The sequence below is a fragment of the Streptomyces sp. NBC_01298 genome, assembly GCF_035978755.1.
Classification (GTDB): domain Bacteria; phylum Actinomycetota; class Actinomycetes; order Streptomycetales; family Streptomycetaceae; genus Streptomyces.
In genome coordinates, this window is sequence record NZ_CP108414.1 from 7539806 (window position 1) to 7562938 (window position 23133).

General features: G+C 73.9%; 26 protein-coding genes. 13 read left to right on the forward strand and 13 right to left on the reverse strand.

Annotation, left to right across the window (positions count from 1 at the left end; translation table 11 throughout):
- Positions 1-57 precede the first annotated feature (57 nt).
- Complete coding sequence (locus tag OG730_RS34315) at positions 58-567, forward strand: hypothetical protein (protein WP_327307869.1); 510 nt, start codon at positions 58-60, stop codon at positions 565-567.
- Positions 568-593: 26 nt separating this feature from the next.
- Here OG730_RS34315 and OG730_RS34320 read toward each other — a convergent pair whose 3' ends face one another.
- A complete protein-coding gene (locus tag OG730_RS34320) occupies positions 594-1187 on the reverse strand; it encodes a hypothetical protein (RefSeq protein WP_327307870.1) in 594 nt (197 codons plus the stop codon).
- 72 nt (positions 1188-1259) lie between these two features.
- Positions 1260-1784, reverse strand: coding sequence for a DinB family protein (locus OG730_RS34325; protein ID WP_327307871.1), 525 nt, complete (start codon positions 1782-1784; stop codon positions 1260-1262).
- An 82-nt stretch (positions 1785-1866) separates the two neighbouring features.
- On the opposite strand from OG730_RS34325, the gene OG730_RS34330 reads away from it, so the two are divergent.
- Positions 1867-2772 carry a Gfo/Idh/MocA family protein gene (locus OG730_RS34330; protein ID WP_327307872.1) on the forward strand — a complete coding sequence of 302 codons (906 nt, stop codon included), beginning with the start codon at positions 1867-1869 and terminating at the stop codon, positions 2770-2772.
- On the opposite strand, the gene lnt is transcribed toward OG730_RS34330, so the two are convergent.
- The 5 genes from lnt to OG730_RS34355 all read right to left on the reverse strand — a co-directional run bounded on the left by lnt (position 2696) and on the right by OG730_RS34355 (position 6908).
- Complete coding sequence (gene lnt / locus OG730_RS34335) at positions 2696-4327, reverse strand: apolipoprotein N-acyltransferase (RefSeq protein ID WP_327307873.1); 1632 nt, start codon at positions 4325-4327, stop codon at positions 2696-2698. The genes OG730_RS34330 and lnt overlap by 77 nt on opposite strands.
- A 76-nt stretch (positions 4328-4403) precedes the next feature.
- Positions 4404-4883, reverse strand: a complete 480-nt coding sequence (locus tag OG730_RS34340) for a nuclear transport factor 2 family protein (protein WP_327307874.1) — start codon at positions 4881-4883, stop codon at positions 4404-4406.
- Positions 4884-4952: 69 nt separating this feature from the next.
- Positions 4953-5129, reverse strand: coding sequence for a DUF8839 family protein (locus tag OG730_RS34345; protein WP_243339660.1), 177 nt, complete (start codon positions 5127-5129; stop codon positions 4953-4955).
- A 114-nt stretch (positions 5130-5243) separates the two neighbouring features.
- Entirely contained in the window at positions 5244-6122 is an 879-nt protein-coding gene (locus tag OG730_RS34350; RefSeq protein WP_327307875.1) for an undecaprenyl-diphosphate phosphatase, read from the reverse strand.
- 48 nt (positions 6123-6170) lie between these two features.
- On the reverse strand, positions 6171-6908 hold the full coding sequence (locus tag OG730_RS34355) for a TVP38/TMEM64 family protein (RefSeq protein WP_327307876.1): 738 nt from the start codon (positions 6906-6908) through the stop codon (positions 6171-6173).
- 49 nt (positions 6909-6957) lie between these two features.
- On the opposite strand from OG730_RS34355, the gene OG730_RS34360 reads away from it, so the two are divergent.
- From OG730_RS34360 to OG730_RS34375, 4 genes are all read left to right on the forward strand, one after another.
- Positions 6958-7683: a DNA alkylation repair protein gene (locus OG730_RS34360; protein WP_327307877.1), complete on the forward strand. Its 726-nt coding sequence runs from the start codon at positions 6958-6960 to the stop codon at positions 7681-7683.
- A 264-nt stretch (positions 7684-7947) separates the two neighbouring features.
- Entirely contained in the window at positions 7948-9129 is a 1182-nt protein-coding gene (gene tuf / locus OG730_RS34365; protein ID WP_327307878.1) for an elongation factor Tu, read from the forward strand.
- Between the two features lie 118 nt (positions 9130-9247).
- Entirely contained in the window at positions 9248-10156 is a 909-nt protein-coding gene (locus tag OG730_RS34370) for a patatin-like phospholipase family protein (RefSeq protein WP_327307879.1), read from the forward strand.
- Between the two features lie 67 nt (positions 10157-10223).
- Positions 10224-11015 (forward strand): spermidine synthase, encoded by a 792-nt coding sequence (locus OG730_RS34375; protein ID WP_327309540.1) that lies wholly within the window; start codon positions 10224-10226, stop codon positions 11013-11015.
- 29 nt (positions 11016-11044) lie between these two features.
- Here OG730_RS34375 and OG730_RS34380 read toward each other — a convergent pair whose 3' ends face one another.
- Complete coding sequence (locus OG730_RS34380; protein ID WP_327307880.1) at positions 11045-12358, reverse strand: MFS transporter; 1314 nt, start codon at positions 12356-12358, stop codon at positions 11045-11047.
- A gap of 70 nt (positions 12359-12428) precedes the next feature.
- On the reverse strand, positions 12429-13490 hold the full coding sequence (locus OG730_RS34385) for a DUF8017 domain-containing protein (RefSeq protein WP_327307881.1): 1062 nt from the start codon (positions 13488-13490) through the stop codon (positions 12429-12431).
- 95 nt (positions 13491-13585) lie between these two features.
- Between OG730_RS34385 and OG730_RS34390 the strand changes: the two genes are divergently transcribed.
- The 4 genes from OG730_RS34390 to OG730_RS34405 all read left to right on the forward strand — a co-directional run bounded on the left by OG730_RS34390 (position 13586) and on the right by OG730_RS34405 (position 17914).
- Positions 13586-14038: a DUF4442 domain-containing protein gene (locus OG730_RS34390; RefSeq protein WP_327307882.1), complete on the forward strand. Its 453-nt coding sequence runs from the start codon at positions 13586-13588 to the stop codon at positions 14036-14038.
- 100 nt (positions 14039-14138) lie between these two features.
- Positions 14139-14291 (forward strand): DUF2191 domain-containing protein, encoded by a 153-nt coding sequence (locus OG730_RS34395; protein WP_327309541.1) that lies wholly within the window; start codon positions 14139-14141, stop codon positions 14289-14291.
- A gap of 334 nt (positions 14292-14625) precedes the next feature.
- On the forward strand, positions 14626-17151 hold the full coding sequence (locus tag OG730_RS34400; RefSeq protein WP_327307883.1) for a beta-glucosidase family protein: 2526 nt from the start codon (positions 14626-14628) through the stop codon (positions 17149-17151).
- A 61-nt stretch (positions 17152-17212) separates the two neighbouring features.
- The gene (locus OG730_RS34405) at positions 17213-17914 is read left to right on the forward strand and encodes a DedA family protein (protein WP_327307884.1); all 702 of its coding nucleotides are present in this window, start codon (positions 17213-17215) and stop codon (positions 17912-17914) included.
- A 64-nt stretch (positions 17915-17978) separates the two neighbouring features.
- On the opposite strand, the gene OG730_RS34410 is transcribed toward OG730_RS34405, so the two are convergent.
- Positions 17979-18524: a gamma carbonic anhydrase family protein gene (locus OG730_RS34410; RefSeq protein ID WP_327307885.1), complete on the reverse strand. Its 546-nt coding sequence runs from the start codon at positions 18522-18524 to the stop codon at positions 17979-17981.
- Positions 18525-18650: 126 nt separating this feature from the next.
- On the opposite strand from OG730_RS34410, the gene OG730_RS34415 reads away from it, so the two are divergent.
- On the forward strand, positions 18651-19427 hold the full coding sequence (locus OG730_RS34415) for an acyltransferase (RefSeq protein WP_442815118.1): 777 nt from the start codon (positions 18651-18653) through the stop codon (positions 19425-19427).
- Between the two features lie 46 nt (positions 19428-19473).
- On the opposite strand, the gene OG730_RS34420 is transcribed toward OG730_RS34415, so the two are convergent.
- On the reverse strand, positions 19474-20343 hold the full coding sequence (locus tag OG730_RS34420) for an EamA family transporter (RefSeq protein WP_327307886.1): 870 nt from the start codon (positions 20341-20343) through the stop codon (positions 19474-19476).
- Between the two features lie 115 nt (positions 20344-20458).
- Between OG730_RS34420 and OG730_RS34425 the strand changes: the two genes are divergently transcribed.
- Entirely contained in the window at positions 20459-21040 is a 582-nt protein-coding gene (locus tag OG730_RS34425; RefSeq protein WP_327307887.1) for a helix-turn-helix domain-containing protein, read from the forward strand.
- Positions 21041-21070: 30 nt separating this feature from the next.
- Here OG730_RS34425 and OG730_RS34430 read toward each other — a convergent pair whose 3' ends face one another.
- Together OG730_RS34430 and OG730_RS34435 are read right to left on the reverse strand one after the other, a co-directional pair.
- Complete coding sequence (locus OG730_RS34430; RefSeq protein WP_327309543.1) at positions 21071-21751, reverse strand: HAD family hydrolase; 681 nt, start codon at positions 21749-21751, stop codon at positions 21071-21073.
- Positions 21752-21979: 228 nt separating this feature from the next.
- Entirely contained in the window at positions 21980-22384 is a 405-nt protein-coding gene (locus OG730_RS34435) for a CoA-binding protein (RefSeq protein ID WP_327309544.1), read from the reverse strand.
- Positions 22385-22570: 186 nt separating this feature from the next.
- On the opposite strand from OG730_RS34435, the gene OG730_RS34440 reads away from it, so the two are divergent.
- Positions 22571-23122: a hypothetical protein gene (locus OG730_RS34440; RefSeq protein ID WP_327307888.1), complete on the forward strand. Its 552-nt coding sequence runs from the start codon at positions 22571-22573 to the stop codon at positions 23120-23122.
- The last annotated feature ends 11 nt before the right edge of the window (positions 23123-23133 follow it).

Consider the following 23133-nt stretch of genomic DNA (forward strand, 5'->3'; position numbering starts at 1 on the left):
CTAGCGTCTTGATGATCGGACCGGAGCAGGTCTGACGGGAACAAGCCGGAGGCCGCGTTGACGGAGCAGCAGGAGGCGTCCGAGGACGCCGTCATGACCAGGATCGGCCAAGCGGTCATCCTGCTGCACGCCGGCGACCGCGAGGAGGCCCGCAACCGGCTCGGAGAGATCTGGTCCGAGATCGGCACGGAGGGCGACTCCCTGCACCGCTGCACGCTCGCGCACTACCTGGCCGACGCGCAGGACGACCCCGCCGAGGAGCTGGCCTGGGACCTGCGCGCCCTGACCGCCGCGCACACCGAGGCCGACGGCCCCGGCCCGCCGGCGGCCGTACGGGTCTTCTACCCCTCGCTGCACCTGAGCCTGGCCGCCGACTACGTGAAGCTACGGCGTCCCGAGGCGGCCCGGATCCACCTGGCGCGGGCCCGCGCCGCCACCGGAGCCCTGGCCGACGACGGGTACGGGAACGGCGTACGGGCCGCCATCGCCCGGCTGGAGCGCCGCCTCGCGGCGGAGCCGACGGAGCCGGCGGAGCGGCGCCGGCCCTTCCCGGAGCAGAACCAGTAGCGGGCCGGGTCTGCCGGGCCGGGCGGTCAGCCGCCCTGGACGCCCGCGCAGATACGGGCCTCCGGGCTGTCCGGATGCCAGCGCCCGTGCCGGCGGCCCAGCGCGCACACATCGGCCGGCCGCACCGGCAGCTCCCGCACCAGCTTGCGCGGCACCTCGCCGCCCTCGCCGCGCGCCCGGCCGGGGGGCCGGCCGGCAGAGCGCCCGTCGGCGTGCTCGCGGTTCAGGCCGGGCCGCCGGGGCTCCGGGATGTCCGGGACCGGAGCGGCCGCCGCCGGGGCTCCGCGGCCTCCCCGCCGGCCGCTTCCGGCGGCCTCCGCGGCCGGGACCGCGGCCCGCGGGACGGCGGCCCGGCCGGACGCGGAGGGGGCCGGCCCCGCCGGTCGTCCCGGCGCGGCCTCCACGGCCTCCAGCGCCTCCAGAGCGGGTGCCCGGACGACCACCGGCGCGGCCTCCTGGCCGCCGAGGGGCTCGTGCCGGGGCGGAGCCCCCGGGGTGCCGGGGCCGGCGACCGCCCCCGGCATCCCGGGAGCCGGGGTCACGTTCACGCAGCCGGAGACGGCCGAGACCGCACAGGCGACGCCGAGCAGCAGCTTTGTCGTGGTTCGGGTTGGATGCACTCACCCAACTCTGCTGTGCGGGCACCCCGTCGGGAAAACCCGGAGCCGATATTCACCCCGCACGGGTGACGGCTACTCGCCCGTGGCGCCGTCGAGGTGCTCGCGCAGCAGGTCGGCGTGGCCGTTGTGGCGCGCGTACTCCTCGATCATGTGGGTGTAGACCCAGCGCAGGCTGAACACCTCGCCCCGGCGGTGGCTCTCGGGCTTGGAGGCCAGCTCCAGGGAGCGGCCGGCCGTGGCCTGCCGGGCCAGCTCGATCTCGGTCTGCCACACCTTCTCGGCCGCGGTCCAGGTGTCCTCGTCGGTGAAGTGGAAGTCCCCGTCCGGGTTCTCGCGGGTGCTGTACAGCTCGGGCAGATCCTCGTCCAGCATGATCTCCCGGAACCAATACCGTTCCACCTCCGCCATGTGGCGCACCAGCCCCAGCAGGCTCAGTCCGGACGGCAGCAGCGGGGTGGTGCGCAGCTGTGCGTCGGAGAGTCCCTCGCACTTCCAGGCCAGGGTGGAGCGGTGGTAGTCGAGCCAGCCGTCGAGCATCTCGCGCTCGCCGGCCGTGGTGGAGGGTTCGGAGCGGTGGGATCCGTCACTGATAGTCATGGGCCCCATCCTGGTCGAACACGTCGGTGGTCACCACCGATTAGGCTGCGTACTCCCACAAGGAACGAACCTGGAGGTCCCGGTGAAGGTCGGCTGTATCGGACTCGGCGACATCGCGCAGAAGGCGTACCTGCCCGTCCTGACCACCCGCCCGGGGCTCGAACTGCACCTGCAGACCCGGACCCCGGCCACCCTCGAACGGGTCGGCGCCCAGCACCGCGTCCCGGCCGAACGCCTGCACACCGACCTCGACGCGCTGCTCGCGCAGAAGCTCGACGCGGCCTTCGTGCACGCCCCGACCGCCGTCCACCCCGAGATCGTGGAACGGCTGCTCGAAGCGGGCGTGCCCACGTACGTCGACAAGCCGATCGCCTACGAGCTCGCCGAATCGCGCCGCTTGGTCGAACTGGCCGAGGAGCGCGGGGTGTCGCTCGCCGTCGGCTTCAACCGCCGCCACGCGCCCGGCTACGCGCAGTGCGCCGACCACGCGCGGGACCTGATCGTCATGCAGAAGAACCGGGTCGGCCTGCCCGAGGACGTACGGACCTTCGTCCTGGACGACTTCATCCACGTCGTCGACACGCTGCGCTTCCTGCTGCCCGGCGAGGCCGACCAGGTCGACGTACGGGCCGTGGTGCGGGACGGCCTGATGAGCCAGGTCGTGCTCCAGCTGTCCGGTACGGGCTTCACCGCGCTCGGCATCATGAACCGCCTCTCCGGTTCCACGGAGGAGGTGCTGGAGGTTTCCGGCCAGGACACCAAGCGTCAGGTCGTCAACCTCGCGGAGGTCATCGACCACAAGGGCCAGCCCACGGTCCGGCGGCGCGGGGACTGGGTGTCGGTGGCCCGCCAGCGCGGCATCGAGCAGGTCGTCGACTCCTTCCTGGAGGCCGTCGCCACGGGCACGACCCTCAGCGCGCGCGACGCGCTGCTGACCCACGAACTGTGCGAGCGGGTGGTGCGCTCGGCGCTGGAACAGGCGTCCTGAGCGAGTCCCGTACGGCGCGGGCGCCCGAGGCCGTGCAGTACGCGGCCAGGGCGGCCAGCGCCGCGCCCACCGCCCAGTCCCCGAAGCGGACGTAGAGGGTCGTGCCCCGGGCGAGGGGGACCTCGTACACCCGCGCGGTCCGCGCCGAGGTCGACAGCGCGGACCCGATCCGCTCGCCGGACGGGCCGTGCACCGCGCTGATCCCGGTGAGGGCGGCGTGCACCTCGGGCCGGCCCGTCTCGGCCGCCCGCAGCGCGGACAGCGAGGCGTGCTGGGCCGGGGCCCAGCCGTCCTGGAAGCTGGACGTGGCCGACTGGTCGATCAGCACGGCGGCTCCGTCGCGGACGAGGCGCCGGCTCATGTCGGGGAACGCCGACTCGAAGCAGACCAGCGGGCCCAGGCGGACGTCGGCCCGGCCGGGCAGCTCCATCAGGACCTGAGCGTCGCCCGGGACGCGGTTCTCGTCCGCCGCCTTGCCGACCGAGGTGGCCCAGCCCAGCAGTTCGCGGGCCGGCACGTACTCCCCGAAGGGGACCAGGCGCATCTTGTCGTACCGGTCGCCGGTCGGGCCCGCGGGGCCGACGAGCACCGCCGATTTGCGGATCCCCGGCCGGTCGGTGGCCCGCGCGTCCACGTTGACCAGCAGCGGAGCCCCCACCCGCGCCGACAGCGCGGCGAGCCGCCGGGCCAGGTCCGGGCGGGCCGTCAGGTCCTCGCCGACGCTGCTCTCTCCCCATACGACGAGGTCGGGGCGGAGCCCCGCCAAGGAGCCCGTGGGGCTGAGCCCCGCCAGGGTCCCGGTCAGCCGCTCCCCGGCGGCGAAGCGCCGCTCCGCGCCGTCCGGGCCGTCCTCGACCGTGCCCGGCTGTACGACGGCCACGCGCAGCACGCCCGAGACCTCCGGGCGGGGAGCCCACAGCCACACCGCCCCCGTCAGCACCGCGCAGCCCGTCACCCCGGCCAGGGCCGCCGCCCGCGCCGCCCCCGGGGCCGTGACGATCAGCGCGAGCGCGCAGTTCACCGCCACGACCAGCAGGCCGACCAGCCAGACCCCGCCCACCGAAGCCAGCCGCAGCGCGGGCGCCACCTGCCACTGACTGGCACCGAGCAGCCCCCACGGCCCGCCCAGCCCGTTCCACGACCGGGCCAGCTCCGACAGCAGCCAGCCCGCCGGTACGAGGACCAGGGCGGCGCCCGCCCGGACCCCGCCGGGCCGCCCGCCCAGCAACTCGCGTACCAGCAGGGCCCAGGGGATCCAGAGCAGGCCCAGCAGCGCCGCCAGGGCGAACAGGAACACGTGCAGGCTGGGGAGCAGCCAGTGGTGCACGGCGAAGACGAAGCCGGCGCCGCCGAGCCAGCCCTCCAGGGCCGCGCGCCGGCCGGTGGGGGCCGACCTCAGCAGCAGGATCCAGGGCACGAGGGCGACGTAGGCGAACCACCACAGCGCGGGGGCGGGGAAGGCGAGGCAGGGCAGGGCTCCCGAGGCGACGGCCGCCACCGCGCGCCACCACGGGACCCGCTCCGGGGCCGTCGGGACCCCAAGGACCGTCAGCATTGCGCAGGCCTCCGCTTCCCGTGTGGAACAGCCCCGCCCGTCGGCGAGCCGGCCCGTCGGCCGGCCCGTCGATCCGTCAGAACGACATGTGCCGCCACTTCTCGTGGACGGTGACCCGCGAGAGCCGCCAGCCGGACCGGGCGGTACGGGCGACGGCGAAGGTGTAGCGGCCCGCCGCGACGAAGTTCGGCGCGGTCACGGGGGCCGCACCGTCGTCGGGCTCTTCTCCGGCCAGCCGCATGGGATTGAGGAAGTCGGCCCGGACCTCCGCCGTGTCACCGGGGGAGCCGCCCAGGTCCGGGATCCGGATCAGCCGGTTCACGATGAGGTGCTGGCGCACCGGGAACAGCTTCATCGTCTCCGCGAGCCAGTCCGCGACCTCCCCGGCCGGGCCCTCGATCCCGCCGGCCGAGGCGTAGTCGGCCCGCCCGCCCGGGGCGAACAGGGCCCGGTACGCGTCCCAGTCGCCGTCGTCCACGGCGATGGCGTACCCCGTGATCAGCTCGTCGATCGCCAGTCGGTCCATCACGCCCGCAAGGTCCACACGCTGCGTCATCGGGTCAGTGTGCGGGCGCGGGGCGCGGAGGCCAAGGGGCGTGCGCGGCCCGGATCTTCCGGCGCCGGATCAGTGACCGGAACGCGCCTCCCGGGGGCGGACCACCACGAGGTAGGCATCGCTGGCCAGATCCATCACCACCTCCGCGGGCACGCCCTCGCGCATCCGCTGCGCCGCGTACTCCTCCGCCGGCCAACTCCCCCTCGGACTTCCGGCCGGAAACCGCTCCAACACCACTCGACCCATGGGACACCCCCTGCTGTTCGTCTTCAGGTCTCTCCCTCCACAACGACGCGGAGGCCGCCCGGGAACGTTCCCGGGCGGCCTCCGATTCACGCGAAGCGGTGAGCGGGCGCCCTGTCAGCCGGCCGACTCGCCGGCGTGGGGGCTGAGCACACCCATGCCGATCAGCACGAACAGCAGGATGCCGAGCAGGACCCGGTAGATCACGAACGGCATGAAGCTCTTGCTGGAGATGAACTTCATGAACCACGCGATGACCACGTAGCCGACGAGGAAGGCGACGACCGTGGCGAAGATGGTCTGGGGCCATTCGATGTGCCCCGGGTCCTCCATCACGTCCTTGATCTCGAACAGGCCGGAGGCCAGCACGGCCGGGATGGCGAGGAGGAAGGAGTAGCGGGCCGCGGCCTCGCGGGTGAAGCCCAGCAGCAGACCGCCGGAGAGCGTGGCACCGGACCGGGACACACCCGGGATCAGGGCCATCGCCTGGCAGAGACCGAAGATGAGGCCGTCCTTGACGCCCAGTTCCTTCAGGGTCTTGCGCTCGCGGATGGCGCGGTGCCGGCCGCCCTCCTCGTCGCGCGCGGCCAGCCGGTCGGCCACGCCGAGCACGATGCCCATCACGATGAGTGTGGTGGCGATCAGCCGCAGATCGCGGAACGGGCCCTCGATCTGGTCCTTGAAGGCGAGGCCGAGGACGCCGATCGGAATCGAGCCGACGATCACCAGCCAGCCCATCTTGGCTTCCTGCTCGGAGCGCAGCGCCTTCGTGTACAGCGAGCGGAACCAAGTGGAGATGATCTTCGCGATGTCCTTGCGGAAGTAGATCAGTACGGCGGCTTCGGTGCCGATCTGCGTGATGGCGGTGAAGGCCGCTCCCGGGTCGTGCCAGCCGGCGAACGCCGCGGTCAGCCGGAGATGGGCGCTGGAGGAGATCGGGAGGAACTCCGTAAGTCCTTGGACGAGACCGAGGATGAGGGATTCGATCCAGTTCATGTCGGGGTGCGCTCGTCCTTGTGATCGTCGGGCAGTTCGGGTCCGATGCTAGGGCCCGTGGGGTGCGGCCGTGACCACAGGGGGGTGCACAGCCGTCAGTTCCCGCGCGGGCAACGGCCGCTCGGCCCCGCGCACGGGCGCCAGCCGGTGCCGCTTGCGCCAGGCGACGACCGCCGCCCCGACCGCGGAGAGGGCGATGAAGCCGAACGAGGCGAGGAACGCGGGAGAGGTGGGGGAGGAGGCGCTGGCCCCCGCGACCACGTACGCGGCGGTGTTCGGGACCACGCCGATCGCGGTGGCGAGGAGGAAGGGGAGCCAGCCGCAGCGGGACAGCGCGGCGGCGTAGTTGGCCATCGCGAAGGGCAGACCGGGGAAGATCCGGATCGCCAGCATCGAGCGGAAGCCGTGCCGGGCCAGCTGGTCGTCGGCCGCCTGCAGCCAGCGGCCGCGGATCAGCGGACGCAGGGCGTCACGGCCCATCATCCGGCCGAGGCCGAAGGAGATCCCCGCGCCGAGCACCGAGCCGCCGACCGCGGCGAGCAGGCCGAACTGGGAGCCGAAGAGGGCCCCGGCGGCCAGGTTCAGCAGGGGGCGCGGCACCAGGGCGGCCGTGCACACCCCGTACGCCGCGGCGAAGAGCAGGACGGCGGTGCCCACCGGGAGCCCCGGGGGCCAGCCCTCCGAGAGCAGGCGCTGGGGCTCGTACAGCACGACGCAGACGCCGGCCGCGAGGAGCAGCACGACGAGCAGCGAGAGCCGCGTCCACGGCGCGAGGAGGAGGGACATTCCGGGAGACTAACCGACCCCCCTGTCCGGGCGCCGTAATCTGGGCCTCATGCAGTCGAACGACCGGCGGTCGTCGCGGGTTCCGCGAAGCGACCTGGCCGACCTCGTGGTGGCGCGGCTCACGGAGTCCTACGGCGCCGCGGCCGACGGGGAGCGGGCCGGGCCCATGACCGCGTACATGAAGGACGTCTCGCCCTTCCTCGGGATCCCCACCCCGCTGCGCCGCGAGCTGTCCCGGGCCGTGACCAAGGACACGCCGAAACCGTCCGAAACGGACTGCGCGGCCCTCGCGCTGCGCTGCTGGGAGCTACCGGAGCGTGAGTACCGGTACTTCGCCGTCGACTACCTGCGCCGGCACGTCCCGCGCTGCTCCTCCGGCCTCCTGCCCGTGGTCCGGCACCTGATCGTGACCGACTCCTGGTGGGACACCGTCGACCTGCTCGCCGCGCACACGGTCGGCCCGCTCGTGGCGGCGGATCCGGCGCTCGCCGCCGTCATGGACGAGTGGATCGGGGACGAGAACCTGTGGGTGGCCCGCACCGCCCTGCTCCACCAGCTCGCCTACAAGTCCGCGACCGACGCCGACCGGCTCTTCGCGTACTGCCGGCGCCAGGCCGGCCACCCCGACTTCTTCGTCCGCAAGGCCATCGGCTGGTGTCTGCGCGAGTACGCCAAGACGGACCCGGGCGCCGTACGCGCCTTCGTCACCGCCGAGCGGGAGTCGCTGTCCCCGCTCTCGGTGCGCGAGGCGCTGAAGAACACCGGCGGGGCGTAGGCGGGTAATTCGCTGGCCCCGCCGTGTCCGTTCCGGCAGGATCTGGCACATGTCCAGGCAGACCTTCCCCGCAGCGCCGTCCGCAGTCGCGGACGCGCCGGAGGCTGCCGTCCCCGCACCGCTCCCCGCGGGCGCGACCGCATTCGGCGGCGCACGAAGCTGACCCTTCCCGGATCGTCCGGCGGACCCCACAGGGGGAGGGTCGGTTCGCTCAGGGGGTCCCGTCATTCGAGCTTCAGCTTCGGAACCACACGGGAAGACATCATGGCCAAGACGGCCTTCGTGCGCACCAAGCCGCACCTCAACATCGGCACCATGGGTCACGTCGACCACGGCAAGACGACGCTGACCGCCGCCATCACCAAGGTCCTCGCCGAGCGCGGCGGCGCCTCCTTCGTGCCCTTCGACCGGATCGACCGGGCTCCCGAGGAGGCCCGGCGCGGCATCACCATCAACCTCACGCACGTCGAGTACGAGACCGACACCCGGCACTACGCCCACGTGGACATGCCGGGCCACGCCGACTACATCAAGAACATGGTCACGGGCGCGGCCCAGCTCGACGGGGCGATCCTCGTCGTCTCCGCCCTCGACGGGGTCATGCCGCAGACCGCCGAGCACGTGCTCCTGGCCCGGCAGGTCGGCGTCGACCACATCGTCGTCGCGCTGAACAAGGCCGACGCCGGGGACCCCGAGCTCACCGACCTGGTAGAGCTGGAGGTCCGCGAGCTGCTGACCGCGAACGGGTACGGCGGGGACGCCGCCCCCGTCGTACGGGTCTCCGGGCTCGGGGCGCTGGACGGCGACCCGCGCTGGACCTCCTCGATCGAGGCCCTGCTCGACGCCGTGGACACGTACGTGCCCACGCCCGTGCGGTACACCGACGCGCCGTTCCTGATGCCGGTGGAGAACGTGCTGACCATCACCGGTCGCGGCACCGTCGTCACCGGCGCCGTGGAGCGGGGCACCGTGGCCATGGGGGACCGCGTCGCGCTGCTCGGCGCCGGCGAGGGTGCGGCCGTGGAGTCCGTGGTCACCGGGCTGGAGACCTTCGGGAAGCCGATGGACTCCGCCGAGGCCGGGGACAACGTCGCGCTGCTGCTGCGCGGGGTGCCCCGCGACGCGGTGCGCCGCGGGGACGTGGTGGCCGCGCCCGGCAGCGTCGTACCGGGGCGCCGCTTCACGGCTCGGGTGTACCTGCTGTCCGCCCGCGAGGGCGGCCGCACCACGCCGGTGGCGACCGGCTACCGGCCCCAGTTCTACCTCCGCACCGCCGACGTGGTGGGGAACGTGGACCTGGGCGAGGCCGGCGCGGCCCGGCCGGGGGACACGGTCACCATGACTGTCGAGCTCGGCCGGGACGTCCCGCTGGAGAGCGGCCTCGGCTTCGCGATCCGCGAGGGCGGGCGCACCGTCGGGGCCGGGACGGTGACCGAGGTCGGCTAGCGGCCCGGTGGTGGCCCAATGGTGGCCCCGTGGCGGGCGGGCGGTACCCGACTGTGGTGGCGGCGGTCGGCTTGCGCCAGACTGCCGTCACCACAGGCACGCGGGGAGGGAGCGGCACATGGGCAGCGGCAGCGAGGGCGGCAGCGGGAAAGGCAGCCAGGAAGGCAGCCGGAAAAGCGGGGGCACGGCTCTGGTGCTCGGCGGCGGCGGGCTGACCGGCGTCGGCTGGGAGGCCGGGATGCTCTACGGGCTCGCCCGCGCGGGCGTCGACCTGACCGGCGCCGACCTCGTCGTCGGGACCTCGGCCGGCTCGGTCGTCGGCGCGCAGCTCACCTCCGGACTGCTCACCCCGCAGGAGCTGTACGAGCGCCAGCTCGGCGACCCCGGCGGGGAGCTCCCCGCGAAGCTGGGCGCCTCCCTGATCGGGCGCTACGCCGTCGCGATGGTGCGCTCCCGCGACGCGAAGTCCTACCGGCGCCGGATCGGCGCCTTCGCGCTCGCCGCCGACACCGAGCCGGAGGGCGTGCGCCGCAAGGTGCTGGAAGCCCGGCTGGTGTCGCACGACTGGCCCGAGCGGCGCCTCGTCGTCACGGCGGTGGACGCGCTGACCGGCGAACTCGCCGCATTCGAGCGCGGGAGCGAGGCCGGGCTGCTCGACGCCGTCTCGGCGAGCTGCGCCGTACCCGGGGTGTGGCCGCCCGTGACCGTCGCGGGCCGGCGGTTCATCGACGGCGGGATCCGCTCCGCGACCAACGCCGACCTCGCCTCCGGCTACGGGCGCGTGGTGATCCTCGCGCCGATGGCCACGGGCGCCGGGCTGATCCCCTCGCCCGCGTCGCAGGCCGCGCGGCTGCGGGAGGCCGGGGCGAAGGTGCTGCTGATCACCCCGTCGCCGCAGGCCCGCAAGGTCTTCGGGCGCAACGTACTGGACCCCGCGCGCCGCGATCCCGCCGCCCGGGCGGGGCTGGAGCAGGCCGCGGTCCACGTGGAGCGGGCGCGCGAGGTGTGGGCGGCTCCGGGGGCCTGACAATGGTGCGGTGAGTGACGAACAGATCCCGGTGATCCGGGACGTGGCCCAGGGCACCGCCAAACTGATGCCGGACATCGACCGGGAGCGGGCCTGGCTGCTCACCGTGGACGGGGCGCCGCAGTCCTACGTGGACCTCGACGACCCGGAGCACCTGGAGTTCGAGTACGTACGCCGCCTCGCGCACGTCCTGGACTGCGTGGGCGAGCCGGGGGCCGCGCTGGACCTGCTGCACCTGGGCGGCGGGGCACTGACCCTGCCGCGGTACGCGGCGGCGGGCCGGCCGGGGTCGCGGCAGGACGTGGTCGAGTTCGACGCCGGGCTCGTCGCGCTGGTCGGGGAGTTCCTGCCGGTAGCCGCCGGGAGCGGGATCACGGTGCACGTCGCCGACGCGCGGGCCTGGCTGGCCGCGGCGCCGGACGCGAGCGCGGACGTGGTGGTCGGCGATGTCTTCGGGGGATCCCGGGTGCCCGCTTCGCTGGCCTCGGTGGAGTACGCGCGGGAGGTCGCCCGGGTGCTGCGGCCCGGCGGGGTGTACGTGGCGAACCTCGCCGACGGGGCGCCGTTCGGCTTCCTGAAGGGGCAGCTCGCGAACTTCGGGGCGGCCTTCGGGGAGTTGGCCCTGATCGCGGAGCCCGGGGTGCTGCGGGGACGGCGGTTCGGGAACGCGGTGCTGCTGGCTTCGCGGCGGGAGCTGCCGGTGGCGGAGCTGACGCGGGTGTGCGCGGGGGACGCGTTTCCCGCGCGGGTGGAGGCGGGGGCGGCTCTCGCGCGGCTGATGCGGGGGGCCCTGCCGGTGTCCGACGCCGATGCGGTGGCTTCGCCGGAACCGCCGGAGGGGGCGTTCAGCCTCGGTTGAGGTTGAGGTTGAGGGGGTTCCCCCGCGCCTCAGACCCCGGCGGGGCTGGACTGGGCGGGGCTCGGCTTGGTGAGGTCGGGGGCGCCGGGGCCGATGGGGGCGGTCGGTTTGCGTGTCATGCGGCGGACGTCCGGGACCAGGAGCACGGCGGCCGTCGCGATGATCACCAGGGCCGCGCAGCCCCAGAGGGCCGAGGTGCGGCCGATCGCCGATTCGACCGGGCCGGCCACCGCCATGGCCAGCGGGAGCATCGACAGCGAGCCGAACCAGTCGTAGGCGGAGACGCGGGAGAACATCTCCTCCGGGATCTCCTGGTGCATCGTCGTCATCCAGTTCACGGCGAACATCTCGATGCTGACGCCGCTCACGAGCATCGCCAGGCACAGCCCCCACACCGGCAGCGGCACGGCGAGTCCCGCCGCGGGGAGCGCGCTCGGGAACATGCACAGGGTGGCGACCAGCAGCAGCCGGCGCGGCTTCCAGAACATCATCAGGACGGCCCCGCCGATGGTGCCGAGACCGAAGAAGGCCAGGGCCACGCCCCAGGGAGCCGCCCCGCCCAGTCGCTCCACGGCGACCAGGGGACCGTAGACCGCTTCGGCTGCGCCGATGACGGCCACGACGACCGAGAACTGGAGCACGATGCTCCACAGCCAGGGGCGGCTCCTGAACTCCGCCCAGCCCTCGCGCAGATCGGCCAGCAGCCCGCCGCCGGGGGCGCGTTCGGGGATGTGGCCGACGTCGAGGAAGGCCCGTAGGGCTCCGGCGGCGGCGAACGCGGCCGCGTCCACGGCGAGGACCCAACCGGGGCCCATGAAGGCGACCATGGCTCCGCCGAGGGCGGCGCCGCCCACACCGGCGCCGTTCATCGCCATCCGGAAGAGGGCGAAGGCGCGGGTGGCCTGCGGGCCGGAGACGGTGGCCATGAGCATGCCCTCGGCGGCCGGGTTGAAGAAGGCCGTTCCGGTGCCGCACAGCGCCGTGAGCAGCATCATCTGCCACAGCTTCGGATCGCCGGTGAGGACGAGGACGGCGAAGACGCCCTGCGAGAGGAAGTTGAGGGCGTTGGCCGCGACCATGACGTGGTGGCGGGGGATCCGGTCGGCGACGGCTCCGCCGATGAGGAGGAAGAGGACGAGCGGCAGCGTGCGGGCGGCGGCCACCAGGCCGACGTCACCGGCGGAGCCGCCCGACTGCACGACCGCCCAGGTGGTCGCGATGAGCGCTCCGTGGCTCCCGAGGTTCGTGATGACCGCGGCACCCGTCAGCAGGGTGTAGTTGCGGCCGGCCCACTCGGGCTTGCGGCCGGAGGGGCGGGGAGAGAGGGAGGGGAGTGAGCTCACCTCCGGACTATCCCCGTCCCGGGCCGGGAATCCAAACGGATTTCCGGCCCGGGGGCGGAGGCGTCGGAGGTCAGCCCGCGTTGAGGCGGATGCTGCTCAGGATCTTCTCGTAGGTCTCCTTGCTCACTTCGCCCGGGACGCCGGCGGCGCCGTAGAGGACCCAGGTGGAGAGGTCACCGTTGGCGGTCGTGAAGCTGAAGGCAACGGACTTGCCGTCCGAGGAGCACTTGTTCTCCTTGGGCAGGCCGCTGACGGTCGCGGTCGCCATGTGCCCCTTGAGCCCGGAGGAGGTCGTGTACTCCTTCGCCTGGACGACCTTGGTGGTGCCCTTCGGCGCCTTCTGCGCGTACGCGGCGAAGGCCCAGTTGCCGGCCTCGTTGTACGCGGCCTCGGCGGTGCTCTTCGCGCCCATGCCGCCCTTGGTGCCGACGGCGGCCAGGGAGGTCGAATCCTCCTTGCCGTCCTTGTCGGCGTCGACCAGGCACCACTCCTCCTTGAGGATGGCGGGCGCGCTCATCATGACGAGGGCCGATCCGTCGCTCTTGGACTCGTCCCCGAAGCCGATGGACAGGCCCGAGGACTGGACGTCCCAGTCCGGCGGGACGTCGAAGGCGGTGCCGCGCTTCGGGTTGAGGACGACCTTCCAGCCGGGGATCACCGGCTTGACCTCGCCGCCGCCGCGCGGGTTGGCGCCGGAGCTCGCGGGCGCGGGCGCGGAGGAAGAGGCCGGGGCGGAGGGGGAGGAGCTCGGCTTGCCGTCCGCCTGGTCGGAGCCCTTGTCGTCCCGGGTCAGGACGAACGCGCCGGTGGCGGCGGCCGCCACGACGACGGCCGAGGCCGCGACGATGGCCACGGTCCTGGTCGCGAACGGGCTTCCGCCGCGCGGCGGCGGGGGCGGCGGGGTGCCGCCCCACTGGGGTACGGGAACGGTCGGGGGCTGCTGGCCCCAGCCCTGGGGAGCGGGGGGCTGCTGCGGGTACCCGTAGCCGGGCTGCTGCTGCTCCCCGTACGCCGCCGGGGGCGGCTGCTGCTGGTACGGGTTCGGCGTTCCCGGCTGCTGCTGGTACGGGTTCTGATGCGCGTCCTGGGGGTTGGGTTCTCCCCCGGGCGGCTGCTGCTGTCCTGGCCACATGGCCGGTAACGATAGTGGGAGTGCCGTCGGGGATCCACGGCCGCCCCCGGACGGGTATGGCCAAGGCCTACTACTCGCGGGTAACATCGCGTGCCATGAGCGCTGAACAGATGAACGTGGGCGAACTGCTCGCCGCGACCGTGCCGATGGCCAAGACCCTGAACCTCCAGTTCGTGGAGACCACCCCCGAGCGTGCCGTCGTCCGGCTCCCCGACCAGCCCGACTTCCACAACCACCTCGGCGGCCCCCACGCCGGCGCCATGTTCACCCTCGCCGAGTCCGCGAGCGGCGCGATCGTCCTGGCCGCCTTCGGCGACCAGCTCTCGCGCGCGGTGCCCCTCGCGGTGAGCGCGGAGATCGGCTACAAGAAGCTCGCCAAGGGCGTCGTGACGGCCACCGCCACCCTCGGCCGCCCGGCCGCCGAGGTCGTCGCCGAACTCGACGCGGGCGGCCGCCCGGAGTTCCCCGTCACCATCGCGATCCAGCGCGAGGACGAGGCCGTGACCGGCGAGATGACCGTGGTCTGGACCCTGCGCCCCAACGCCTGAGCCCGCTAGAGTCCCTCCTCCGACGACGGATGGAGGGGGTCCCGTGCCGGGCCGAGCCAAGATCAGCATCAGCCTCGACGCCGAGCTCGTGGTGGAGGTGATGGTCCTCGCCGGGATCGGTTCGCCCCAGGACGCGGTCGAGGCCGTCGTACGGGACTACATCGAGCGCGGCCACCGCACCGAGGCACGGGTCCAGCTCCAGGACGGGCCCCGGCGCGAGGCCGACTGCGGGGACCGGCCGCCGCAGGGCTGAGCCTCGGCGGCCTCCGGCCCCGTGCCGGGGACGGCGCGGGGTCTTCGGTGCCCGTAGGTCTCGGGCGGCAGCCGGCGCGGGGTCTTCGGTGCCCGTAGGCCTCGGGCGGCAGCCGGCGCGGGGTCTTCGGCGTCCGTAGGCCTCGGGCGGCAGCCGACACCGGGTGGAGCTTCGGCGCCCTCCGGCCGCAGCCGCCGCAGGGCTGAACATCGGGCTCGCGGTGGCGCGCCTGAAGCGGGCCCGCGCGGGGGGCGGCGCACAGTGGGGGCGGGAGCGGTCCGGCGCGGGCCGCTCCCGCCACCTGACGCCGATGCCCACGCCGCAGGGAGCGCCCATGAGCGAGGCCGTGTCCAGACGCCGTGCGATGCGCCTCCTCGGGGCGGTGGGCGTGGCCTTCGGCGCGGCCGGCTGCGTACCGGCGCCGCCGCCCGGCACGCGGCCCCGTAAGGCCTCCGCCCCCGCCGGATCCCCCGCCGCCGCGCCCGCGGCCGGCAGCGCCGCCCGGATCGACGCCCTGCTGGACCGGCTCACCCTGGAGGAGAAGACCGTCCTGCTGCACGGCGGCCCGGACCCCGAACCGCTCGGCCAGGCCGGCTACGTGCCGGGCATCCCGCGCCTGGGCATCCCGGCGCTGCGCCTCGCCGACGGTCCGGCGGGGGTCCGCGTCGCCCGGCCCGCCACCGCGCTGCCCGCGCCGGTCCTGCTCGCCTCCGCCTTCGACCCGGCGCTCGCCCGCGCGTACGGGCGGGTCATCGGCCGTGAGGGCCGCGCGCTCGGCATCGACGTGCTCCTCTCGCCGATGGCCAACCTCATCCGCACCCCGTACGCCGGACGGAACTTCGAGACGTTCTCGGAGGACCCGAAGCTGACGGCGGACCTGGTCGCCGAGGTCGTCCGCGGCATCCAGGACGAGGGCCTCATCGCCACCGTCAAGCACTTCGCGCTCAACAACCAGGAGAAGGGCCGCGACACCGTCGATGTGATCGCCGCCGAACGGACCCTCCACGAGACGGAGCTACGGGGCTTCGAAGCCGCCGTGGCCGCCGGGACCGGCGCCGTGATGGGCGCCTACAACAAGGTCAACGGGGTCTACGCCTGCGAGAACAAGCCGCTCCTCGACGAACTGCTCCGCGGGCGCTGGGGGTTCGACGGCTGGGTGATGTCGGACTGGGACGCCACCCACAGCACCGTCGCCTCGATCGGCGCCGGCCTCGACATGGAGATGCCCGCGGGCACCCACTACGGCGCCCCGCTGCGCGAGGCGGTGCGCGGCGGCTCCGTCCACGAGGACACCGTCGACCTCGCCGTACGCCGAATCCTGACCACCATGGACCGCTTCGGACTGCTCGCCGGGCACCCCGCCGCGCGGCCCGCCCGGGATGCCGCCGCCGGTGCCCGTACGGCGCGGCAGATCGCCACCGCCGGAGCGGTCCTGCTGCGCAACGAGCGGGCGACCCTGCCGCTGACCGGCCCCGCCGCCCGCTCCGTCGCGGTGATCGGCCCCACCGGGCGGACCCCCTTCGTCGGTGGCGGCGGCAGCGCGCACGTGGTGCCGGACGCGGCCGCCGCCCCCCTCGACGAGATCCGGCGGCGGGCCGGGAGCGGCTCCACGGTGACCTACGCGCTCGGCGAGGACCTGTACGGGCGCCCGCTGCCGGCGAACCTGCTGACGCCCGGCGCGGGCCTCGAGGACCGGGCGGTGGCCCCGGGGCGCACCTGGGGCTACGAGGGGACCTTCCGGCTCGCCGCCGACGACGAGTGGACCCTGCTCGTCCACTACACCGGGAAACGGCCGGCCGTCCGGCTCGACGGGGAGGAACTCTTCCCCGTACGGCAGGGCGTGGCCGAGCAGTTCGCCGGAGGACTGCTGGGCGCCGCGCCCGACGGCCGCACCGTGCGCCGCCGCACCCTCGCGCTCAAGGCGGGCGAACACCGCCTCGCCGTCTTCGCCGAGGGCGGGCCGAAGGGGCAGCGGCTGCGGCTGCGGCACACCACGAAGGCGACGCGGGCCGCCGACCTCGCCGAGGCCGTCAAGGCGGCCAAGGCGGCCCGCAGCGTGGTGCTGTTCGCCTACGAGGACGCCACCGAGGGCAGCGACCGCACCTCGCTCGCGCTCCCCGGCGGCCAGGCGGCGCTGATCGAGGCGGTCGCCGCCGCCAACCCGCGCACCACGGTGGTGCTCAACACCTCCTCCGGTACGGCCATGCCGTGGCTGCCGCGCACCGGAGCGGTCCTCCAGATGTACTACCCGGGCCAGGAGGGCGCGGCCGCCACCGCCGACGTGCTCTTCGGCGACGCGGACCCCGGCGGCCGCCTCACCCAGACCTTCCCGGCCGACGAGCGGGCGAGCCCGGTCGGCGCGGACCCGGTCCGCTATCCGGGGGTCGGCGGGCGGCAGGAGTACACCGAGGGCGTGCACGTCGGCCACCGCTGGTACGACCAGCAGCGGGTGGCTCCGCTGTTCGCCTTCGGGCACGGGCTCTCGTACACGACCTGGGCGTACGAGAAGCTGGCGGTCCGGCGGGGCGGCGCGCACGGGAAGCACGGCGGGCTGCGCGTGGAGTTCACCGTCCGCAACACCGGACGCCGCGCCGGCACCGAGGTGGCCCAGGTCTACGTGGGCCCGTCCCCGGACCTGAAACTGGACCAGCCGGTCCGGGCGCTGGCGGGGTATCGGCGGCTCACTCTCAAGCCCGGCGAGGCGCGGCGGATCGTCCTGGACATCGACGCGCGCACCCTGTCTTCCTGGGATCCGGAGCGGGAGGCGTGGGTGGTGGGGACGGGGCGCCGCGAAGTGTTCGCGGGGCGTTCCTCGCGCGAACTGCCGCTGCGGGCAAAGGCTGTGGTGGCGACCGGATAGGCTGCCCGTTCGGCCCGCCACAGGGGGCGGGCCGGGCGGAGAACCTCGGGAGGACGTACCGGTGCACATCCAGGAATGGCTGGAGACGATTCCGGCGGTCAGCATCTACCTCCTGGTGGGGCTCGTCATCGGACTGGAAAGCCTCGGCATCCCGCTGCCGGGGGAGATCGTTCTGGTCAGCTCGGCGCTGCTGGCCTCGCAGCAGGGGCACATCGACCCCGTGGTGCTGGGCATCTGCGCGACCACCGGGGCGATCGTGGGCGACTCGATCGGCTACGCGATCGGGCGCAAGGGCGGGAAGCCGATGCTGGAGCGGCTGGGCCGGCGCTTCCCCAAGCACTTCGGGCCGGACCAGGTGGCCATGGCGGAGCGGTCCTTCGAGAAGTGGGGCATGTGGGCCGTCTTCTTCGGGCGGTTCGTGGCGCTGCTGCGGATCTTCGCGGGGCCGCTGGCGGGCGTCCTGCACATGCCCTACTGGCGGTTCCTCATCGCGAACGTCCTCGGCGGGATCCTGTGGGCGGGCGGGACGACGGCCGTCATCTACTCGATCGGGATCGTCGCCGAGCCGTGGCTGAAGGGGTTCTCGTGGGTGGCCCTCGCCCTGGCCCTCGTCTGCGGGCTTGCCATGACCCTGGTGGTGCGCGGACGGATGAAGAAGGCGGCAGCGGCGGCGCGGGCCGAGGCCGGCGCGGACGGGGCCGCGGACGCGGCTGCTCCGGTGCCGGAGCAGGCCGCGGCCGCCCCGGCCGTACGCACCGACTGAGGGGCTCGCTCCCGGCCCGGCACTCGCTCCCCGCGGGCGGGGAGCGAGTGCCGGGCCGCGCCCGTTACGCGCCCGCGGCCACCGAGGCTCCGTGCTGCTTGGCCAGTTCGGTGTACATGAGCGCGTTGACCTTGATGCCCTCGCGCTCCTCCGCGGTCAGCTCGCGCCGCACCTTCGCCGGCACGCCCGCGACCAGCGAACCCGGCGGGACGATCATGCCCTGCGGGACCAGCGCCTGGGCGGCCACCAGCGACCCGGCCCCGATCACCGCGCCGTTGAGCACCGTCGCGCCCATCCCGATCAGGCAGTCGTCCTCGACCGTGCAGCCGTGCACGACGGCGTTGTGACCGATGGAGACGCGCTCGCCGATGGAGACCGGGAAACCGGGGTCCACGTGCACGGTGCAGTTGTCCTGCACGTTGCTGTCGGCGCCGAGGGTGATGGGACCGCAGTCCGCGCGGAGCACCGCCGAGTACCAGATGCTCGCGCCCGCGCCGAGGGTCACGTCCCCGACCACGACGGAGGTGGGAGCGGTGAACGCCGTCGGGTCGATCTCGGGGTTCTTCCCGCCGACACCCATCACGAGTGCCTGGGCCGCCTGCTGCGTCATGTGATCTCTTCCTCTTCCGGTACGTCGCGTCGCGCTACCGGAAACCGTAGGCCACGCCCCCGGGCCCGCGGGGATGGGGTGAAGATCACGGCGCGGCCCGGGCTCCCGGCGCGCTACGGTGACCCGGTGGCGAAGAACCAGAACACGTTCTCTTCTCTCTCTTCTCTGACGGCGCTCTCCTCCCTCGCGGGCCTGCGCCGCCGGCTCGCCGGGCGCGCGGTCCACGCGGGCTGGCGCTGGATGCAGCGGGCCGGCGCGGTCACCGCCCAGACCCCCGGAGGGCTGCGCTTCGGCGCGATCGGGCACGGCACCCGGCTCGCGTTCCCGCAGGGCACGGTCTTCGGCGAGCCCTGGATCAGGCTCGGGGACCACTGCATCATCGGGGAACAGGTCACGCTCACGGCCGGGATGATGCCGGACCTCGACCTCGGTGCGGAGCCGATGCTGGTCCTGGGCAACGGCGTGGTCATCGGCCGGGACAGCCACGTCATCGCCGACACCCGGATCACGATCGGCAACGACACCTTCTGCGGTCCCGGGGTGTACATCACCTCCACCAACCACAGCTACGACGACCCGCACGAGCCCGTCGGCAAGCAGTGGCCGCGCAGCGCCCCGGTGGAGATCGGCCCGGGCTGCTGGCTGGGGACCGGAGCGGTGATCCTGCCCGGCGCGCGGCTCGGCCGCAACGTCGTGGTGGCGGCGGGGGCCGTCGTACGGGGCGAGGTCCCGGACCACGCCGTGGTGGCGGGGGCCCCCGCGCGGATCGTCCGCCGCTGGGGCCCCGAGACGGGCTGGCAGCCCCCCCTGCGCACCCCGGCCCCGGTCCCGATCCCCGACGGCGTGACCCCGGAGCAACTGCGCGCCCTGGGCGCCTTGGCGGACGTGTCGGAGCAGGAGTGAACGCGGCGGGCGCCCGCGAGCAGCGGAACGGGTGCCCGGGAGGGCGTTAGCCCGCCGCGAGGAGGACCGTGCCTGCCAGGGCCAGGCCCGCGCCCGCCGCCTGGACGGTGCGCAGGCGTTCCTTGAGGACGGCGAAGGCGGCCAGGGCGGTGATCACCGGGTAGAGGGAGGACAGTACGGCGGCGGTGGTGACCGGGCCGTGCTGGGCTGCGATCGAGTAGGTGCCGTTCGCCGCGACGTCGGCCAGTCCGACGAAGGCGAGCGCCGGCAGCAGGCTCCACAGGATCCGCCGGCCGCCCGTACCCGCCGGGAGGGCCGGGACGCCGCGCCGGGTCCGCACCCACAGGGCCGTGCCGCCGACGGCGACGTTGGTGACGCGCTGGACGAACAGCGCGAGGAACAGGCCGGGCACGGTGGAGGAGGCGGGGGCGATCAGGGCCATCACCGCGCCGAAGCCGAAGGCCGCGACGAGGGTGAGGACGACGGCCTGCCGCTGGACGGGAGCGCCGCGCAACTCGGGGCCGCCGGCGAGGACGATGCCCACCACGGCCACCGCGATCCCGGCGAGCTGGGCGGCTCCGGGGCGCTCGCCCAGCAGCAGCCCGGCGGCCATCGGCACCACCACGCCGAGGGATCCGAGCGGGGAGACCACGCCCATCGGGCCGAGGGCGAGCGCCTTGTAGAAGCTGAGCATCGCGACCGGCCCCACCAGCCCCGCCCCCACCGCGAACCAGAGCTGCGGTCCCGCCTCCCGCCACGCACCGGTGCCCAGGACCACCGTGCCGAGGACGAGGACGGCGAGGATCTGGGAGGCCACGACCACCGTGAGGGCCGGTATCCGGCGGGTCAGCAGCCCGCCGCCGAAGTCGGCGAGGCCCCACAGGACGGCGGTGGCCAGGGCGAACAGGGCGGTCATGGCGGGCCTCGCAGTACAGTGCGTTGAACGGTGGAGTACACCGTGGAGTACAGCGCACGATAGTTCAGTCTAGTGAACTCTGTCATCCAGAATATTGTACGGAGTGGATGGAACGGTGTCGGACCTCGAACAGCTCACCCAGGCACTGGGCCGCAACCTCAAGCGCTGGCGCGGGGAGCGCGGGTTCACCCTCGAGGCGCTCGCCGCCCGCGCGGGGGTGAGCCGCGGCATGATCATCCAGATCGAGCAGGCACGTACGAACCCCAGTGTCGGCACGACGGTCAAACTGGCCGACGCGCTCGGCGTCAGCATCACCACCCTGCTCGACCATGACCGCGGTCCGCGGGTGCAGGTGGTCCTGCCGGGGCAGGGGGTGCGGATGTGGTCCACCGAGGGCGGCAGCGGCGCGAGCATGCTGCTCGGCGACGACCGCCGCGGGCCGGTGGAGATGTGGACCTACCGGCTCGAGCCCGGCGAGGGCACCGCCTCGGACCCGCACCCGCCGGGCACCTTCGAGATGCTGCACGTCACCGCCGGGGAACTGACGCTGCTGGTCGCCGACGAGACGTACGCGGTACCGGCCGGCGGGGCCGTCTCCTTCGAGGCGGACGCCCCGCACGCCTATCGCAACGAGGGGGCCGCGCCTATGGAGATGACGATGGCGGTCTCCATCCCTCCGGTGACCGCCCACGCGTAGGCGGAGGGTTGGCCGGGCCCCGGTGAGCGGTCAGCGCGGGCCGGCGACCCCCGCGTCGGCGTCGGCGTCGGCGTCCCGGTTCGTCGCGCCGAGCACCGGGTGCGTCGCGATCAGGTCCTGGCAGACGGCCAGCACGTCGCGCCGGTCGGCCGTGATCCAGTCCCGGTCCATCGCCCAGCCCCGCAGCACCGGGTCCGGTTCGAAGGCCACGGCCAGTCCGGCCTGCTCGAACACCTCGGCGTCGGAGGGGGAGTTCCCGATGGCGAAGGAGCTCCGGCGGTCCACGGGGCCGCCCCTGGTCGCGGTGCGCAGGGCCGCGCGCTTGCCACCGGGCAGGGCCGGGGTGGTGGTGAGGGCTCCGGTGCAGCGGCCGCGCCGGAACTCGGCCCGCGTGCCGTGGGCCTCGCCGATGCCGAGTTCGGCCGCGGCGCGCCGGACGATCTCGTACGGGCTCCCCGAGATCAGCACCGTCCGCAGCCCGGCCGCGTGCGGGAGCCGTACGAGCTCGTCGGCGAAGGGCAGGATCCTCTTGCGGGCCGCCGGCCAGGCGGCTTCGGCGGCCAGCTCCACCCGGGTGCGGTCCGCGCCTTGGAGGGCCCGCGCGAAGTGGGCGTAGAAGGCGGCGGCCGTGGGGGCGTGAGCGGCGGCGTCTGCCGGATCGGCGCTCCCCGGGGCGCCGGCCCCGGCGCTCTCGTCGTGGTAGCCCGCTATCGCGTCGAGCGCCGCCCGTCCCGCCTGCGGATGCTGGACTGGCCGTGGGGCTGGCTGTGGGCACGACTGATCACGGCGGGGCTCCCTGGTCGGGGTCGGTCCGAGGTGCGCGGCAGACCCCGACGGGGAGGCGCGGTCTCAAGTATTCGTACCGTTTGGGCGGTTTGGATACGTGAGCCGCGTTGAAAGGGTTGAAGGCGGGGCGGGCCCGTGGGGCCCCACCGGGCTTCAGAGAGCGGGGATCTCGATCGCCGGGCAGCGGTCCATGATCATGTCCAGGCCGGCCGCGCGGGTACGGGCGAAGGCGGCCTCGTCGATCACGTCCAGCTGGAACCAGACGGCCTCCGCCCCCTTCGCGACGGCCTCGTCGGCGACCGTGCCCGCCAGCGAGCTGTTCACGAAGACGTCCACCACGTCCACCTCGAACGGGATCGCCTCCAGCGAGGGATAGCCCTGCTCGCCGTGGACCGTCTCGGCCTTGGGGTGCACGGGGATCACGCGCTTGCCGTACCGCTGGAGGACCTCGGCCACGCGGTACGCGGCCCGGTCCCGGTTGTTGGACAGGCCCACCACGGCCCAGGTGTCGCCGAGCTCGGTGAGGACCTTGCGGATGGTTGCCGGATCGCCGTACACGTGTGCCGCCTCCTGGTGCTGGTGCTTGCGCTGGTGCTGTGTCTGGCCGCTGATCGCCGCCCACCCGATCAACGGAAAAGACGCATGTCGGATTCCCGTAGACGCCTCAGGGCCCCACTCGTCAGGCTGTGGCGCCCGGCCCGCTGTGTAGCCTGTCGATCTGTTCCAACGGGATGAGGGCGGGACGTGGAGACTCTGGTGGAGGGGACCGTCGAGGCGGCGCTTCGTGACGGGCCCGGCGACGCGGTCCGCCTGTATGTCGCCGCCTGTGCCGAACGCATGGCGCCGCTGTTCGTGGGACTGCGGGCGGGCGTATCGGGGCGGGAAGCCGACGTGGACCTCTATGTGGAGTCCGTGAGCGGTCTTTGGCATGCCGACCGGCCACTTGCCGACGTCGCCGAGCGCGTGCGCCTGCTGGAGCGGTTTCCGGAGCTCCAGCCGCACGAGGAGGGGATCACCGGTGTCGCCGACACCTACGCGTTCTTCGGCGCCCTCGGCCTGCGATATGCCCTGCTGGCCAATGGTTCGGGCAGCGCTGATGACGCGGTGTCCTGCGGCCATGCGGCGCTCACCGCGATGGGGATGCTGGACCAGAATGCGGTGGGCGCAAGTTTTCTCGCCGATGAGCAGCGGCTCCAGTCCCTGTCGCTGAGCGGTGACGCCGCAGGTCTGTGGGACGCGAGCGCGACGGCAGGGCGGGAGCGGTTCCGTGCCGTGGTGGGCCGGCTGCCCCGCTAGGTCCTGCCTTT

Coding starts and splice junctions, on each gene's coding strand:
- OG730_RS34390 (WP_327307882.1), top strand. CDS start 13,586: ATGAGCGCTGAACAGATGAACGTGGGCGAACTGCTCGCCGCGACCGTG.
- OG730_RS34385 (WP_327307881.1), bottom strand. CDS start 13,490: ATGTGGCCAGGACAGCAGCAGCCGCCCGGGGGAGAACCCAACCCCCAG.
- OG730_RS34325 (WP_327307871.1), bottom strand. CDS start 1,784: ATGACTATCAGTGACGGATCCCACCGCTCCGAACCCTCCACCACGGCC.
- lnt (WP_327307873.1), bottom strand. CDS start 4,327: ATGCTGACGGTCCTTGGGGTCCCGACGGCCCCGGAGCGGGTCCCGTGG.
- OG730_RS34395 (WP_327309541.1), top strand. CDS start 14,139: ATGGTCCTCGCCGGGATCGGTTCGCCCCAGGACGCGGTCGAGGCCGTC.
- OG730_RS34370 (WP_327307879.1), top strand. CDS start 9,248: ATGGGCAGCGGCAGCGAGGGCGGCAGCGGGAAAGGCAGCCAGGAAGGC.
- OG730_RS34360 (WP_327307877.1), top strand. CDS start 6,958: ATGCAGTCGAACGACCGGCGGTCGTCGCGGGTTCCGCGAAGCGACCTG.
- OG730_RS34375 (WP_327309540.1), top strand. CDS start 10,224: ATGCCGGACATCGACCGGGAGCGGGCCTGGCTGCTCACCGTGGACGGG.
- OG730_RS34410 (WP_327307885.1), bottom strand. CDS start 18,524: ATGACGCAGCAGGCGGCCCAGGCACTCGTGATGGGTGTCGGCGGGAAG.
- OG730_RS34350 (WP_327307875.1), bottom strand. CDS start 6,122: ATGAACTGGATCGAATCCCTCATCCTCGGTCTCGTCCAAGGACTTACG.
- OG730_RS34355 (WP_327307876.1), bottom strand. CDS start 6,908: ATGTCCCTCCTCCTCGCGCCGTGGACGCGGCTCTCGCTGCTCGTCGTG.
- OG730_RS34400 (WP_327307883.1), top strand. CDS start 14,626: ATGAGCGAGGCCGTGTCCAGACGCCGTGCGATGCGCCTCCTCGGGGCG.
- OG730_RS34340 (WP_327307874.1), bottom strand. CDS start 4,883: ATGACGCAGCGTGTGGACCTTGCGGGCGTGATGGACCGACTGGCGATC.
- OG730_RS34345 (WP_243339660.1), bottom strand. CDS start 5,129: ATGGGTCGAGTGGTGTTGGAGCGGTTTCCGGCCGGAAGTCCGAGGGGG.
- OG730_RS34420 (WP_327307886.1), bottom strand. CDS start 20,343: ATGACCGCCCTGTTCGCCCTGGCCACCGCCGTCCTGTGGGGCCTCGCC.
- tuf (WP_327307878.1), top strand. CDS start 7,948: ATGGCCAAGACGGCCTTCGTGCGCACCAAGCCGCACCTCAACATCGGC.